The 14,512-nt window shown below is 67.5% G+C and carries 10 protein-coding genes and 1 tRNA gene; 1 reads left to right on the forward strand and 10 read right to left on the reverse strand.

What is annotated here, in order from left to right; all coding sequences use genetic code 11:
- Nucleotides 1-333 precede the first annotated feature (333 nt).
- The 3 genes from V7Q42_RS12400 to V7Q42_RS12410 form a co-directional block, all read right to left on the reverse strand.
- The gene (locus V7Q42_RS12400; RefSeq protein ID WP_333824395.1) at nucleotides 334-633 is read right to left on the reverse strand and encodes a hypothetical protein; all 300 of its coding nucleotides are present in this window, start codon (nucleotides 631-633) and stop codon (nucleotides 334-336) included.
- Between the two features lie 344 nt (nucleotides 634-977).
- Entirely contained in the window at nucleotides 978-2,720 is a 1,743-nt protein-coding gene (locus V7Q42_RS12405; protein WP_333824396.1) for a protein kinase domain-containing protein, read from the reverse strand.
- A 67-nt stretch (nucleotides 2,721-2,787) separates the two neighbouring features.
- On the reverse strand, nucleotides 2,788-3,600 hold the full coding sequence (locus V7Q42_RS12410) for a formate/nitrite transporter family protein (RefSeq protein WP_333824397.1): 813 nt from the start codon (nucleotides 3,598-3,600) through the stop codon (nucleotides 2,788-2,790).
- Between the two features lie 563 nt (nucleotides 3,601-4,163).
- On the opposite strand from V7Q42_RS12410, the gene V7Q42_RS12415 reads away from it, so the two are divergent.
- Entirely contained in the window at nucleotides 4,164-4,841 is a 678-nt protein-coding gene (locus V7Q42_RS12415; protein WP_333824398.1) for an HAD-IA family hydrolase, read from the forward strand.
- A gap of 9 nt (nucleotides 4,842-4,850) precedes the next feature.
- Here V7Q42_RS12415 and V7Q42_RS12420 read toward each other — a convergent pair whose 3' ends face one another.
- The 7 genes from V7Q42_RS12420 to V7Q42_RS12450 form a co-directional block, all read right to left on the reverse strand.
- Nucleotides 4,851-6,626, reverse strand: a complete 1,776-nt coding sequence (locus tag V7Q42_RS12420; protein WP_333824399.1) for an SLC13 family permease — start codon at nucleotides 6,624-6,626, stop codon at nucleotides 4,851-4,853.
- A 275-nt stretch (nucleotides 6,627-6,901) separates the two neighbouring features.
- The gene (locus tag V7Q42_RS12425; RefSeq protein ID WP_333824400.1) at nucleotides 6,902-8,407 is read right to left on the reverse strand and encodes an outer membrane protein; all 1,506 of its coding nucleotides are present in this window, start codon (nucleotides 8,405-8,407) and stop codon (nucleotides 6,902-6,904) included.
- A gap of 683 nt (nucleotides 8,408-9,090) precedes the next feature.
- Nucleotides 9,091-9,180, reverse strand: a tRNA-Ser gene (locus tag V7Q42_RS12430).
- A gap of 355 nt (nucleotides 9,181-9,535) precedes the next feature.
- Nucleotides 9,536-9,763 (reverse strand): sulfurtransferase TusA family protein, encoded by a 228-nt coding sequence (locus tag V7Q42_RS12435; protein ID WP_333824401.1) that lies wholly within the window; start codon nucleotides 9,761-9,763, stop codon nucleotides 9,536-9,538.
- Between the two features lie 110 nt (nucleotides 9,764-9,873).
- On the reverse strand, nucleotides 9,874-10,812 hold the full coding sequence (locus V7Q42_RS12440; RefSeq protein WP_333824402.1) for a dimethyl sulfoxide reductase anchor subunit family protein: 939 nt from the start codon (nucleotides 10,810-10,812) through the stop codon (nucleotides 9,874-9,876).
- A 13-nt stretch (nucleotides 10,813-10,825) separates the two neighbouring features.
- Nucleotides 10,826-11,566 carry a 4Fe-4S dicluster domain-containing protein gene (locus V7Q42_RS12445; RefSeq protein WP_333824403.1) on the reverse strand — a complete coding sequence of 247 codons (741 nt, stop codon included), beginning with the start codon at nucleotides 11,564-11,566 and terminating at the stop codon, nucleotides 10,826-10,828.
- Entirely contained in the window at nucleotides 11,563-14,439 is a 2,877-nt protein-coding gene (locus tag V7Q42_RS12450) for a molybdopterin oxidoreductase family protein (RefSeq protein WP_333824404.1), read from the reverse strand. The genes V7Q42_RS12445 and V7Q42_RS12450 overlap by 4 nt, the downstream gene beginning before the upstream one ends.
- Between the last annotated feature and the right edge of the window lie 73 nt (nucleotides 14,440-14,512).

Below are 14,512 nucleotides of genomic sequence, written 5' to 3' on the forward strand. Positions count from 1 at the left end.
CGGACATGCCACCCATACCGGACATGCCACCCATGCCCGACATTCCGGACATGCCACCCATGCCGCCCATGCCCTGCATGCCGGACATGCCGCCCATGCCGGACATGCCGGTCTGAGCGGCCGCGAGCGAAACCCCAGCCATCAGGGCGCTCGCGAGCGTGATGGCACGCATGGCCATCTTCGCAGTGTTCCGCATAGATACCTCCATCGATCGATGTGTCGTCTCTGTATTCTCAGAGGTCGAGACGGCTTGTTCTGTTCGGAGACCTCACACCGATTCATCGCTTTCTCGCGATGAACTCGAACGGCGGTCGGTTCGACCGCCGAATTGGGTCACTTCGACTGGTGCCACCCACGAATGTCGTAGGGTCCGGGCATGCCCGGCACGGTGAAGGGCGTGTACCAACCGCCCTGCACGTCGAGGAAATAGAGACTGTGGGGATAGGGCGGCGAGACGCCGGTCAGCGCCGCCACGTACCAGGCGCGCGGATGCGGCTCTTCGACCAGGCGAGGCGCGCCCTCCGGCCGCTCGTAGGGACGAAGTCCCGAGATGAACACGTCATCGGCATGCGCCGGTGCGAGAGCAGCGATCAGGACGGTAACGGCCAGAAGCCCTCGGCTGAACCTTTTCACGGCGACCCCCTTTTCAAGTCGCCAACGAGTTCGCAAGGCTCACGCCAGTTACGTCCAGAATATGCAAGTATATGATTTTATTCGAATATCATCGCGGCGACCGGCACCGGAGCCGCTGCTGCACCGGCTCCGAACTGCCAATTGGGCAGGACGCCGTGCCGGCCGACCTGGAAACGTTGAAAGTCATCGGTTTTTTCCGCGCCAGATTGGCAGAGACGGCACAGCTTTCGCGGCGGTCGGGCGACGGGAGAGGCGCGCGGAGCGCCGTTCACCTGCCGATCCCCAGGCTTCCGCAGCCGCCGCCGGCGCGTCGGGCGACGAAACCGGCAGGCGCCCTCCCCGCCTCAACCGGTCTTTCCGGTGAAGCGCATCGCCAGTTGCAGGATCACCACGCAGAGGAGCGCGAACGACACCACCTGCCAGAAACGAACCGGATGGCGCTCGATGAGCGGCCGCCGCCGGCCGTCGCGATGATCGGCGCGGCCGTGGCGCAGGTCGTGGGTGAATTCCGACAGCGCCTCGTAGCGCTTCGCCGGATCGACGGCGACGGCCTTGGCCAGGACCGCGTCGACCCAGGCGGGAACGGCGCGATCGTCGTCGAGCGCCGAGGCGTAGACGAGCCGGCGTTGCCGGGCGCGGGTGCGGGCCGCCGGCACCTTGGTGCCGTAGGGCAGCCGCCCGGTCAGCATGTGGTAGGCGATGACGCCGAGCGAGTAGAGATCGGAGCGCGTCGTCCCGCCCTCGCCGAGATAATACTCGGGCGCGGTGTACTGCGCCGTCCCCAGCACCGCATCACCATCGAGGTTCGGCGCGCTCTCGAGTACGCCGGCGACGCGGGTGGAACCGAAATCGATGATCTTCACCGTGCCGGAGCGGTCGATCATGATGTTCGCGGGTCTCAGATCCTGGTGCAGCATCTCCTTGCGGTGGAAGGCGCGCAGCCCCTTGGCGATCTGCTCGACGATGTCCCGGACCTTCTCCAGATCCGGCCGCGGATGATCGAGCATCCACTGTGCCAACGTCTGGCCCTCGACCCACTCGGTGACGATGTAGAGGTGGCTGCGCGGCCGCGACGACGGTCGCGCCTCGAGCACGTGCGGGCTGGAGATCCGCCGCGCCACCCATTCCTCCATCATGAAGCGCTTCAGATAGTCCGGATCCTCGCGCAGATCGATCGACGGCACCTTGAGGGCGACCTGCTCGCCGCTGTCGAGATCGGTGGCGAGATGGATGTGGCTGCGGTTCGAGGCGTGGATCTGGCGCTCGATGCGGTAGCCCTCGAACACCCGCCGCGCCTCGAGCATCGGTGCCGGGGGCAGGATCTTCGCCTGTTCCATCACTTCCGTCGCCTCGCCGGAGGCCACTTCGTCGACGCGAACGATCTGGATGGTGAGATTGTCACGGCTGCCGGCGTCGAGCGCGGCGGCGACGATGGCCCGCGCCGCGCCGTCGAGATCGTCGCCGTGATCGGCGATCATCCGGGCGAGGACCTTGGGCTCGACGTGTTCGTGCACCCCGTCGGTGGTGAGCACGAAGACGTCGCCGACCCGGACCGGCTCGGCCCGGTAGTCGATCTCCACCTCGCGCCCCATGCCGAGGGCGCGGCCGAGGTAGGACTGTTCGGACGAGACGACGACCCGGTGATCCTCGGTCAGCTGTTCGAGCGTGCGACCGGTGACCCGGTGGATGCGGGCATCGCCGACGTGGAAGAGGTGCGCCGTCGCCGATTTGAGGACGAGCGCGGAAAAGGTGCAGACGTGGCCGCGATCGAGATCGTGGGCGAAGCCGCTCGACCGCGTGCGCGAATGGAGCCAGGAATTGGTCGCTGCGACGACCCGATGGGCGGAGGTCTTCACCGTCCAGGTTTCGGAGGTGCAGTAGTAGTCGGTGAGGAAGCTCTTGACCGCCGCTTCCGCCGCTTCGCGACCGAAGCGGCTCGAGCTGATTCCGTCGGCGATCGCCACCGCGATGCCCTTGGCGCCCAGAGCGGGTTCGCCCGGGATGATCGCGCCGTGGAAGTCCTGATTGGCGTCTTTGCGGCCGGCGTCGGAATGTTGGCCGATGGTGATCTTCGGTCCGCGTGACATGGCTCGGCCCCGCGCGGAGCGAGCTCCGCTCGCCGAGGAGCGGGGCTCGCCGTTTCGTGGTTGCGGATCAGGCGATGGTGCGCTTCGGCGCCGTCTTGTAGTGCGTGGAATAGAGGGTCGCGCCGACGAAGGTGAGGCCGCCGACAAGGTTACCCACAACGGTCGGGATCTCGTTCCACAGGAAATAGTCCATCCAGGTGAACTTGCCGCCGAGCATGATGCCCGACGGGAACAGATACATGTTCACGATCGAGTGCTCGAAGCCCATGTAGAAGAACACCAGGATCGGCATCCACATGGCGATGACCTTGCCGGACACGGAGGTCGACATCATCGCCGCGACGACGCCGGTCGACACCATCCAGTTGCACATCACGGCGCGGACGAAGAGCGTCAGCATGCCGGCGAAGCCGTGCGAGGCATAGCCGAGGGTGCGGCCCTCGCCGATGGTGCCGATCTTCTGGCCGATGACGTTGGGCGCCTCGGAGAAGCCCATGGTGAAGATGATCGCCATGAACACCGCGGTGGTCAGCGCGCCGGCGAAGTTGCCGATGAAGACCAGGGTCCAGTTGCGGAACACCGCACCCCAGGTGGCGCCCGGACGCTTGTCCATGACGGCGAGCGGGGCGAGCGTGAAGACGCCGGTCAGGAGGTCGAAGCCCAGCAGGTAGAGCATCGAGAAGCCGACCGGGAACAGCAGCGCGCCGACCAGCGGCTGCCCGGTGTTCACGGTGATGGTGACGGCGAAGGCGGCGGCGAGTGCCAGAATGGCACCCGCCATGTAGGCCCGGATCAGCGTGTCGCGGGTCGACATGTAGAGTTTTGCCTCACCGGCATCCACCATCTTGGTGACGAATTCCGAAGGAGCGAGATACGCCATGGTCAGGTCCCCTGGTTCTCGGGATCGGGAGAAGGACGGCTCGCGAACGCGTCGAGCCTTCCGCCGGGATCGGTGGGTGCAGGGATGGACGCCATGGAGGAAAGGCCACGAACGACCGTCACTCCGCCTCTCGGGAAGGCGTGGGGACGGGCCCTGCGCTCCAGCCGCCATTGGCTGGATCACCGGCGAGCGGTCGTCGTCGTTGACGTGCCTTTTCGACAGCAAGCCACGTGCCAGCGGCCATTTCGTCGTGAAATCGGCGGGAATCGGCCGGATCGGCGCGGTCGCTCGGTTCGTGGGCGACTCGATGCAGTGCACAAAACGGCGGCAATGAGGCGAAAACAGCCCGGGCGGTGGGCAGCTATGACGCTCCGACGCCCTCCCCCCGCGCGCAGCTGTGACGCTCGAGCGCACCCGCCGCCCGGCATGCCGTCACCATCCGCCGCCGGGTCGGCCATGCCCGACCGGGTCGACGGGTGCGACATCCGGAATGTTGCGTACCCGGCCCTCATCATGAGAAGGATCGAGACGATCGCCCCCACCGAGCAGAGGAAATCGGACCGATGGTGTTGCGCGCGCTGATCTTCGACGTCGACGGAACCTTGGCGGAGACCGAGGAGATCCATCGCGACGCCTTCAATCGCGCCTTCGCCGAGGACGGGCTCTCCTGGCACTGGGACGTCGATCTCTATCGCGATCTGCTGCGCGTCACCGGCGGCAAGGAGCGCATCCGACGCTATCTGGAGATGGACGGCGTGGCGCCCGCCCTCGACGATGCCCGCATCGCCCGCCTCCACGCCCGCAAGAACGAGATCTACGGCGAGACGGTGCGCTCCGGCCGCTGCGCGCTGCGCCCCGGCGTCGCCGAGCTCGTCCGCGCCGCGCGCGCCGGCGGCCTGCGCACCGCCATTTCGACCACCACCTCGCGACCCAACGTCGAGGCCCTGCTCGCCGCCACCTTCCCGGGCGCCGAGCCAGACCTCTTCGATCCGATCGTCGCCGGTGAAGACGTCGTCGCCAAGAAGCCGGCGCCCGACGCCTACATCCTGGCGATCGAGAAGCTGGGCCTGCCGGCGGAGGCGTGCCTCGCACTCGAGGATTCGCGCAACGGCCTCACCGCCGCCCGCGCCGCCGGCCTCGCGACCGTCGTCACCCCGAGCCTCTACACCGCCCACGAGACCTTCGAGGGCGCGGCCCAGGTGATCCCGGACCTGACCGCCTTCGATCTCGAGGCCTGGTGAGCCGCGCCGTCACCACCACACGACCCGGATCGCCGCCAGACCGACGATGGTGACGACGAACTCCAACGGCAGACCGACGCGCCAGTAGTCGCCGAAACGGTAGCCGCCGGGGCCCATCACCAACAGGTTGTTCTGGTGGCCGATGGGGGTGAGGAAGGCGCAGGACGCGCCGATCGCCACCGCCATCAGGAAGGCGTCCGGCGAGGCGTTCATCGTCTTCGCCGTCGCCAGGGCGATCGGCGACATGACCGCAGCGGTGGCGGCATTGTTGACGAAGTCGGAGAGCCCCATCGTCACCACCAGCACGATGGCGAGGGCGGCGAAGGCGTGGCCCGACGACAGGCCGCCGATGGCGTGCTCGGCGATGAGCCCCGCCAATCCGGTGTCGCTGAACGCCCGCGCCAGCGGCAGCATCGCGGCGAGCACGATCAGCACCGACGGCTCGATGGCGCGATAGGCCTCTTCGGCCGACACGATCCGCGTCGCCGTGTAGCCGAGCACGGCGCCGAGGAACGCCACCGCCGGCGGCAGGAGGCCGGCGGCGGTCGCGGCGATCGCCGCGACGAAGATCGCGACCGCCACCACGGGCTTGCGCCGCCGCAACAATTGCAACGGCCGTTCGGCCAGCGGCGCCAGCCCGAGCGACGGCATGGTCTCGTCGAGCTGCTTGCGTCCACCCTGGAGCAGCAGCACGTCGCCGCCGCTCCACGGCTGGTCGCGCAGGCGTTGCACCACCCGGTGGCCCATGCGCGACATGGCCAGCAGGTTGAGATTGTGGGTCTCGCGAAGGCGCAGCGACCGCGCCGAGCGGCCGATCTGTGGCGAGTTCGGCAGGACGACGGCCTCGACGATGGCGATGCGATCGTCCTGGAGCGAGGCGCGATCGAGTTCGCGGGCGTGCTCGACGACGATGCCGGCGCCGGTGAACTTGCCTTCGAGCGCCTCCGGCGTCGCCTCGATCACCAGGATGTCGTCGGCCCGCACGATCTGGAACGGGTTGGGCATCAGGATGCGGTTCTTGCCCCGCGTCACCGCCAGGAGGCGGACGTCGCCGCCGATCTCCTCCTCGAGCGTCGACAGCGTCGTGCCGATCACCGAGGCGCCCTCTTCGACGCGGATCTCGGTGAGATAGGGACCGATGTCGAGCGCCTCGCCGGCCGCGCCCGTCCCTTTGCGATCGACCGGAACGGCGCGCCAGCCGATCGTCATCAGGTAGGCGATGCCGGCGATCGCCACCGCGACGCCCACCGGGGCGAAGGCGAAGAGCGAATAGCCCGATCCCGTCGCCTGCTCGCGGAAGGCCGAGACGATGATGTTGGGTGGGGTTCCGACGAGCGTGCACATGCCGCCCAGCATCGAGGCGAAGGAGAGCGGCATCAGCACCTGCGACGGCGGCGTATCGCGTTCGCGCAGCAGCCGCAGCGCCACCGGCAGGAACAGCGCCAGGGCGCCGACGTTGTTGATGAAGGCCGACAGGAGCGCGATCGGCACCGCCAGCGCCAGGATCAGCAGAGTCGGTGACCGCGGAATGCCGCCGATGAGCGAGGTGGCGATCTGCACCGCGCCGCAGGCGACGAGCCCGCGCGACAGGATCAGCACCAGCGCGACCGTCGCCACCGCCGGATCGGCGAAGCCCGAGAACGCGTCCGCCGCCGGCACCAGCCCCGCCGCGACCGCCGCGAAGAGCGCGCCGAGCGCCACCAGCTCATAGGCCCAGCGCCCGTGGACGAACAGCGCCACGGTGACGAGGAGAAGGCCGGAGAGCAGGATCTGTTCGAAGGTCATGGCGGCGCGACCGGATTGCGACGCCCGATGATGCGCCGAACGAGGGCACCCGGTCCATGATGCGGCTTCGGCGGCCCCCGCCCCTCCCCGCGACCATCCGTCTCGGTCACGGTGATCGTCGCCGCCGTCCCCGAGTTCGATCCGAAATCCGCGGTGCCGAACCGCCGCTTCGGGCGCCGCGCCGGCGAGATCGCACCGGCGGTTCGACGCGAAGAAGCCCCCCGGCGGTGTCGCCAGGGGCTTCTTCACGGTCACGGCCTTTCGCGCACCGTCGTTCAGTACTTGGCGAAGACCGGTGACGAGCCGCCGAAGTCGAACTTGTAGTTCATGCCGACCCGGACGATGTCGTAGGACGGGTCGACCTTGATCCGCGCCGCGGCCCCGCCGAGCGTCAACGCCAGCAAGGTCTCGGACGAGAAGTCGACGTGCATGTATTCGGCCCGCAGCGTCAGGTTCGGCGTGACGGCGAACTCGGTGCCGAGACCCGCCACCCAACCGGAATGGTCGCGCTTGCGCGACAGACCGCCGGTGAAGACGCCGGGGATGTCGATTCCGGCCGACGACGTCGTCCCGCCGTAGGCCCAACCGCCGGTGGCGTAGACGAGCCACGGATCGCCGACGGCGTAGCCGATGCGACCGCGCACCGTGCCGATGTAGTCGAGCGCCGTCCCGACCGAGGCCGTGGCGCTGCCGAGCGGCACGCCACCGATCGACGCGGAGCCGCCGGCGCTCAGCGGTCCCTTGATGTCGGCCCAGTCGAAATCGGCTTCGAGGCCGACGACGATGTGGTTCGACAGTTGCAGGTCGTAGCCGATCTGCGCGCCGCCGAGGAAGCCGGAGGCATCGCCAGCCGCCTTGCCCGAAATTCCGACGGCACCGAGCGTAGCGGTGATCGGATAGTCGTGGGTGCCCATGCCGTAGCCGCCGTTCACGCCGATGTGGAGGCCGGTCCAATCGAAGTTGCGCGGTGCGGTGAAGGCCGAGGGCTGCATCGCCGTCGACGATCCGGTGCCGCCGAAGCGATAGTTCACACCGGCCCGCACGAAGTCGTAGGCCGGAGCGACCCGAACCGATGCGGCGACGGGACCGACGGCGAGCGCCGCGAGATTGGCCGAGCCGAGATCGACGTGGAGATATTCGGCGCGGAACGAGATGTCCGGAGTGATCGCATATTCGGTGCCGATGCCGGCCGCCCAGCCCGACATGTTCTTCGACACGTCACCGGCCACACTCGGCCCGCCGACGATGCCCGCCGAATAGAACGAATTGACGCTACCCCAGGCCCAACCGCCGGTGAGATAGACGAGCCACGGATCGGTGACGATATAGCCGAGACGGCCGCGCACCGTGCCGAGATAGTCGAGCCGCGAGCCGACCGCCGCACCGGCGCTGCCGATCGGCACGCCGCCGCTGGTGAGGGTGCCGCCGGCACTCAGCTTGTCCTCGAGATTCGACCAGCCGAAATCCGCCTCGATGCCGGCCAGGATGCGGTTCGGGAAAACCCAGTTGTAGCCGGCCTGAACGCCGGCGATCATGCCGGCGGCATTCATCCCGGCCGAGCCGGCGACGGCCAACGGCCCCGCGGCGATACCCACCGGATAGTCGACCTTCCCGCCCCCGACACCGGCATTGGCGCCGACATAGAAGCCGGACCACAGCGATACCGGCACCGCGATCGGTTCGGCGACCGGCGGAGGCCGCTTCGCCACGTCCGCGGCGAAGACCGGCCCGGCGAGCACGACCGCCAACACGGTCGACAGCGAAACGGATGAAACTCGCATATCAGGAACCCCCCATCTCGATCGACAGAAGAAACAATGGCGACGAATGAATCCCATCGACACGACCATAATTCGAGTTCACGTATCTCCAAACGAAATATCAATCCGAACGCATCGACCATGAATGCTTCACCCTTCGCGTGACCTTTGTGCAACAAAGCGAATACCGATTACCACATACATGAAGTCGAAACAAGTTATTCTAGTACTATTCAATTTTGTTGCTTGTTGTTTTATGGCGGATGCACCATGTATCGTCCATCGCTACACTCACCGAACCGTCCACCATCGCGCACGTCCGAAAATCATTCGGGCGGGATGCGGAGTTGTATCGTCGAAAACGTCTCCACCTCGCCGGCATGCGCGCCGATGCGGCGGGTCGACTCGAGTAGATCGGTAATTTTTACGAGGAAGCTTCCAATCGATCCGCTGCACGACGAAGTCGTCGATGCGGCGTATCCCCGCCGGGGGACCGCGCGGGAGCCCTCGTTCGCGCGAAGAGCAACGGATCACGCGGCGGCCGGTGCCGTGTCGATGTGACCGCGCGCGTCGGGGTGGGTACGGGGGAGACGAGATCGGCCGGACCATGGCCGGCGCGGGGAGGTCGGCGAGCGTGGCTCGCCACATCACCGTGAGGCCGTCCGCCGCGCGGACCCATGGTTCACCGGATCGCAGGGAGAGAATGGCGGACGGGGTGGGATTCGAACCCACGGTGGGCTCGCACCCACGGCGGTTTTCAAGACCGCTGCCTTAAACCACTCGGCCACCCGTCCGGAGGCCCTTCAATGACGAGAAACAGCGCCGGGTTCAAGCCCCTCGCGCGCGCCGAAGCTCGAGGGGGTGAGGCGACGCGCCTTCGCCCGATCGGTGACGCCCCAGCCCTCGCGTGCCCGGCCCGCCCGGCCCACGACGCCGGCGGGGTCGCGCCACCGCGACGCCCGACCTCCCGCGTGCTCCCTCGCCGCGAAACGACGAAAGGCCGGCGGTCGTCCCGCCGGCCCCTCGGTCCCGGTCGCCGAGAGCGGTTCGCGAACCGATCGCGTCGGTTCGAAACCCGCTCTCGATCCCTGGTGGCACCTGTTCTCTTCGATCCGGTCGTTCGACCGGATCGGAACGGGCTCCGGGTGATCAGGCGGTGTGCTTGATGACGAAGCGGAAGACGCCGGCGTCGGAGCCGGTTTCCATCATGGTGTTGCCGGTGGTGCGGCAGAAGGCTTCGAAGTCGGCGACGGAACCCGGGTCGGTCGCCAGGATCTCGAGGGTGCCGCCGGCCGGCACTTCCTTGAGCATCTTCTTCGCCTTGAGGATCGGCAGCGGGCAGTTGAGGCCCTTCGCGTCGAGAGTCTTGTCGGCCATGTTCATTCCTCCACGGATGTCTGTGACAGGGTAGTTCGGTTCTCTGGGTGACGGGCGGCGGCGAGCGGTCCCCGATCGCCGCCTTAAGGGCTCCTGCCCCGGCGGGCCCGTCAGCGGCCGTAGTAGACCATGCAGTCGTGCTTCGCTTCAGCGAAAAACAGCCAACGCTCGGTGAGAAGCCCCACCGCCAGCGAGGCGACGGCGACGAGCGCCAGCACCATGGCCAGCCCCGAGGCCACGAACAGCGCCGCGATCGTCGCCGCCAGCGGCACGACGAACAGGGTCAGCTGAGCGATGGCGCGCAGGCGCTGCGCATGTTTGCGGGCGACGACGTAGCCCATCTCCTGCATGAGGAAGTTCTCTTCCGTGTGCGGCTGCTCGAGCAGTCGCACCGAGCCGAAGCGGCCGAGACCGGTCGCCGAGGCGAGAGTCGTCTTCGACCGACCGGTGTCGACCGAATGCCAGTAGGCGAGCTTCACCACCCAGCCGGCGGCGAGGAGCACGATCGCCAACACGTCGACGTGGGGGCCGTGGACGCCGAAGAGCCGGGTCACCGCCTCGAGCAGCAGAGCGCCCGACATCAGGCCGAGCACCATGTAGGCGACCGGGACGATGCCGTTGTTCCACTGGCGGATGGTGATCAGGCTCGCATAGATCATCGAGGTCGAGATCACCGTCGCCACGGCCAGGACCGCGGCGAGCGCCCCCATCCAGCCGAAGAAGCCGGTGGTGGTGCCGAGGAACACCCAGCCGATGGCGAAGAGGCCGGCCGGCACGAAGGTCAGGATCGCCAGCACGCCCTCCCGCGACAGCCAGGACGAACGCCACTGGCTGAGCGCCCGCCAGGCGCGTTCGGGATGGCCGAGGTGGAAGGTCGACGACAGGAGGCCGCCGGCGATGAGGCCGAGGGCCAGGCCCGTGGTGACGAAACCGAGCCAGGTGGCCGCCGGCATCAGGCCGGAGACCGCGAAGATCGCCGCGAGGATCAGCAGGCCGTAGCCGGCGCCCGACGCGGTGGTGAAGAAGATGACCGAATAAGCGGGATGCATGTCTCGTCTTCCCTCAACGCGTCAGCACACGGTCGACCCACTTCAGGAACCTGCCGGCTCCGGCGAGCGCCGGGGCGGGCGCCGCGGCCGGCGCGGCGGGGCCGCGCTTGCCCACACGCGGCGGCAGGTACTTGCTGGTCGGCTGATAACCCGTCTCCGGCGCCAGATCGTAGCCGCCGCGCTCGCGCGTCAGCTTCGAAACGGTGGAGTTCGGGTCGTTGAAATCACCGAAGTGGCGCGCCTTGGACGGACACGCCGCGACGCAGGCCGGGACGCGGTCCTCTTCGGGGAGATTCTTGTTGTAGATCTTGTCGACGCAGAGCGTGCACTTCTTCATCACGCCGACGTGCTCGTCGTACTCGCGATTGCCGTAGGAGCAGGCCCAGGAGCACAGCTTGCAGCCGATGCACTTGTCGTGGTCGACCAGCACGATGCCGTCTTCCGAGCGCTTGTAGGAGGCGCCGGTCGGGCACACCGTGACGCAGGCCGGCGTCTCGCAGTGCAGGCAGTTCTTGGGGAAGTGGACGGTGCGGGCGTCCGGCCCCTCCCCGCCCACTTCATAGGTGTAGACGCGGTTGAACCAGACACCGCGCTGTTCCGCCTGATAGGCGTTGACGTCGGTCAGCGGGGCCGAGATCGCGCCGGTGTTCCACTCCTTGCAGTTGGTGGCACAGGCGTGGCAGCCGACACAGGTGTCGAGGTCGATGGCGAGGCCGAGGCGCTTCGCCGGGGGGTGCGACGGCAGGGAGGTCATGCCGGGCTCCTCTCGTCGCGCGCCTTCGCGTGGAAGGATGCGCCGTAGTCGTTGACGGTGGGCGCCGGCTCGAGGCCGACGAGACGCGGAATGGTCGGGAACTGCGGCTCGGTGACTTCCGCCCCGGGCGCGCACTTCTCGATGCGGACGCGCAGGTCGAACCACGCCGCCTGACCGGTGATCGGGTCGGAGTTGGTGATGCGCTTGCCCTGGGCGTCGCGCGGCAGCAGCTCCGAGATCAGGTGGTTGAGCAGGAAGCCCTTCTTCGCCTCGGGCACATCGGCGTCGAGGTTCCACGCTCCCGAGCGCTTGCCGATGGCGTTCCACGTCCACACCGTGTCGTGGTTGAGGCCTTCCATGGTCTTCACCTGGACCTTGATCTCGCCGTTGTGGCTGGTGACCTTGACCCAGTCGTCGTCGACCACGCCGAGCTCACGCGCCTTGGAGGTGGAGACGTAGAGCTTGTTGCGGCCGAGGATCTGCCTGAGCCAGGCGTTCTGCGAGCCCCAGGAGTGGTACATGATCATCGGGCGCTGGGTCAGCGCGTGGACCGGGTAGGTCTTCGTGTCGACCATCGACTCTTCGAACGGCACGTACCACACGGGAAGCGGATCGAAGCTCGCTTCGACGCGCGCCCTCAGGTGATCCGGCGGCTGCACCGCGCCGTGGCCCTGCGCCGCCAGTTTGAACTTCTGCATCGTCTCCGAATAGAGCTGGATGACGATCTGATCGGCATGGCCGACGAAGCCCATCTGCACGGCGAAGTCGAGGTAGTCCTTGTTGGCGAACTTGTAGAACTTCTGGTTCGGCGCCAGCTCGTGATGCCAGAAGGCCTGATGGTCGATGTAGGCCTGGAGCTGGTTCTTGTTGACGCCACCGCGGCCGTGCTGGTCGCCGTTCTCACCGCGCCAGCCGGCGAGCGGGCCGATGCCCGGAGTGCGCTCGTGGTTGACGATGTAGTCGGCGTAGCCGCCGGGATACTTCGGCGTGCCGTCGGCGTTGGTCATGCCCGGCAGACCGAGGCGAGCGCCGAGGTCGAGCATCACCGACTGGAACGAGCGGACGTCGCGATCGGGCTCGACCACCGGCTGGCGGATGGCGTCGGCCGGGCCGTCGGCTTCGCAGATCGGCCGGTCGAGCAGCGAGATGCAGTCCCAACGCTCGAGGTAGGTGGTGTCCGGCAGGATCAGGTCGGCATAGGCCACCATCTCCGACTGGTAGGCGTCCGAGTAGATGATCTTGGGGATCTTGTACTCGCCGGTCTTCTCGTCCTTGGCCGTGAGCATCTCCATGACACCCTTGGTGTTCATGGTCGAGTTCCAGCTCATGTTGGCCATGTACATGAACAGCACGTCGACCGGATAGGGGTCGGCGTTGTGCGCATTGGTGATGACCATGTGCATCAGGCCGTGCGAGGAGAGCGGCGCCTCCCACGAATAGGCCTTGTCGATGCGAACCGGCGTGCCGTCCGCTTCGAGCACCAGATCCTCCGGCCCGGTCGGAAAGCCGAGCGGGGCACCGGTGAGCGGGGTGTTCGGAGCGTAGGTCTTACCGGCCGGCTTGATGCCCGGCGGGATCGGCTTGGGGAACGGCGGCTTGAAGCGGAAGCCGCCGGGCACTTCGACCGAGCCGAGCAGCACCTGCAGGACGTGGATCGCCCGGCAGGTGTGGAAGCCGTTGGAGTGGGCCGAGATGCCGCGCATGGCGTGCATCGCCACCGGACGACCGGTGATCTTGTCGTGCTTGCGCCCGGCCCAGTCGGTCCATTCGACGTCGAGGGTGATCTCCTGCTCGAAGGCCACCTCGGCGAGCTCGCGGGCGATGCGGCGGATGGTGTCGGCCGGGATGCCGCAGCGCTCGGCGACGGCATCGGGGGCGTAGTCGCCGGCCATGTAGCGATCGGCGAGGATCTGGAACGACGGCACCGCCTTGCGTCCGTCGGGGAGCGTGAACTCGCCGACGACGGCGGGCGCGATCTCCGGCAGACGGGCGTCGACCGCTTCACCCTTCTTCACGTCCCAGGCGAGCGGAGCGCCGGAGGCGTCGCGGGCGAAGAGGCCGTGATCGGCGCCGCCCGGGTTCTGGACGACCAGCCAGGGGGCGTTGGTGTAGCGCACGAGATAGTCGAGATCGACCTTGTCGGCATGCAGCAGCTCGTGGATGAGCGCCATGACGAACAGGCCGTCGGTGCCCGGGCGGATGCCCAGCCACTCGTCGGCGACCGCCGAATAACCGGTGCGGATCGGGTTGACCGACACGACCTTGGCGCCGCGACCCTTCATCTTGCCGAGGCCGGTCTTGATCGGGTTCGAGTCGTGGTCCTCGGCGACGCCGAAGAGCATCAGGTACTTCGAGCGATCCCAATCGGGTTCGCCGAACTCCCAGAACGAGCCGCCGATGGTGTAGAGGCCGGCCGCCGCCATGTTGACCGAACAGAAGCCGCCGTGCGCCGCGAAGTTCGGCGTGCCGAACTGCGTCGCCCACCAGCCGGTCAACGACTGCGACTGATCGCGGCCGGTGAAGAAGGCGAGCTTCTTCGGATCGGTGTCGCGGATGTTCTTCAGCCACCCGGTGGCGATGGAGAGCGCCTCGTCCCACTCGATCTCGACGAAGGCGTTCTCACCACGCGGCCCCACGCGCTTCAGCGGCTTCCTGAGCCGCGCCGGCGAGTAGTGCTGCATGATGCCCGAGGAGCCCTTACCGCAGATCACACCCTTGTTGACGGGATGGTTGCGGTTGCCCTCGATGTAGCGGACGAGCCCGTCCTTCAGGTGCACCTTGATGCCGCATCGGCAGGCGCACATGTAGCAGGTCGTGTACTTCACCTCGTCGTTCACGACCGGTGAGGTGTCGATCGCCGGATCCCTGGCCATTTTGTCGTCGTTTCCTCATCGCTGCCCGCCGAGCGGGCCGTATTTCCCTTCACGACCCGGTCCGGGTCGCGCG

The sequence above is a fragment of the Pinisolibacter sp. genome (assembly GCF_036782435.1).
Lineage (GTDB): Bacteria > Pseudomonadota > Alphaproteobacteria > Rhizobiales > Ancalomicrobiaceae > CALBKH01.

Bases quoted from the DNA above. Each gene is read 5' to 3' on its own strand.
- V7Q42_RS12445 (WP_333824403.1), bottom strand. From the start codon at position 11,566: ATGACCTCCCTGCCGTCGCACCCCCCGGCGAAGCGCCTCGGCCTCGCC.
- V7Q42_RS12450 (WP_333824404.1), bottom strand. From the start codon at position 14,439: ATGGCCAGGGATCCGGCGATCGACACCTCACCGGTCGTGAACGACGAG.
- V7Q42_RS12405 (WP_333824396.1), bottom strand. From the start codon at position 2,720: ATGTCACGCGGACCGAAGATCACCATCGGCCAACATTCCGACGCCGGC.
- V7Q42_RS12440 (WP_333824402.1), bottom strand. From the start codon at position 10,812: ATGCATCCCGCTTATTCGGTCATCTTCTTCACCACCGCGTCGGGCGCC.
- V7Q42_RS12435 (WP_333824401.1), bottom strand. From the start codon at position 9,763: ATGGCCGACAAGACTCTCGACGCGAAGGGCCTCAACTGCCCGCTGCCG.
- V7Q42_RS12420 (WP_333824399.1), bottom strand. From the start codon at position 6,626: ATGACCTTCGAACAGATCCTGCTCTCCGGCCTTCTCCTCGTCACCGTG.
- V7Q42_RS12425 (WP_333824400.1), bottom strand. From the start codon at position 8,407: ATGCGAGTTTCATCCGTTTCGCTGTCGACCGTGTTGGCGGTCGTGCTC.
- V7Q42_RS12410 (WP_333824397.1), bottom strand. From the start codon at position 3,600: ATGGCGTATCTCGCTCCTTCGGAATTCGTCACCAAGATGGTGGATGCC.
- V7Q42_RS12415 (WP_333824398.1), top strand. From the start codon at position 4,164: ATGGTGTTGCGCGCGCTGATCTTCGACGTCGACGGAACCTTGGCGGAG.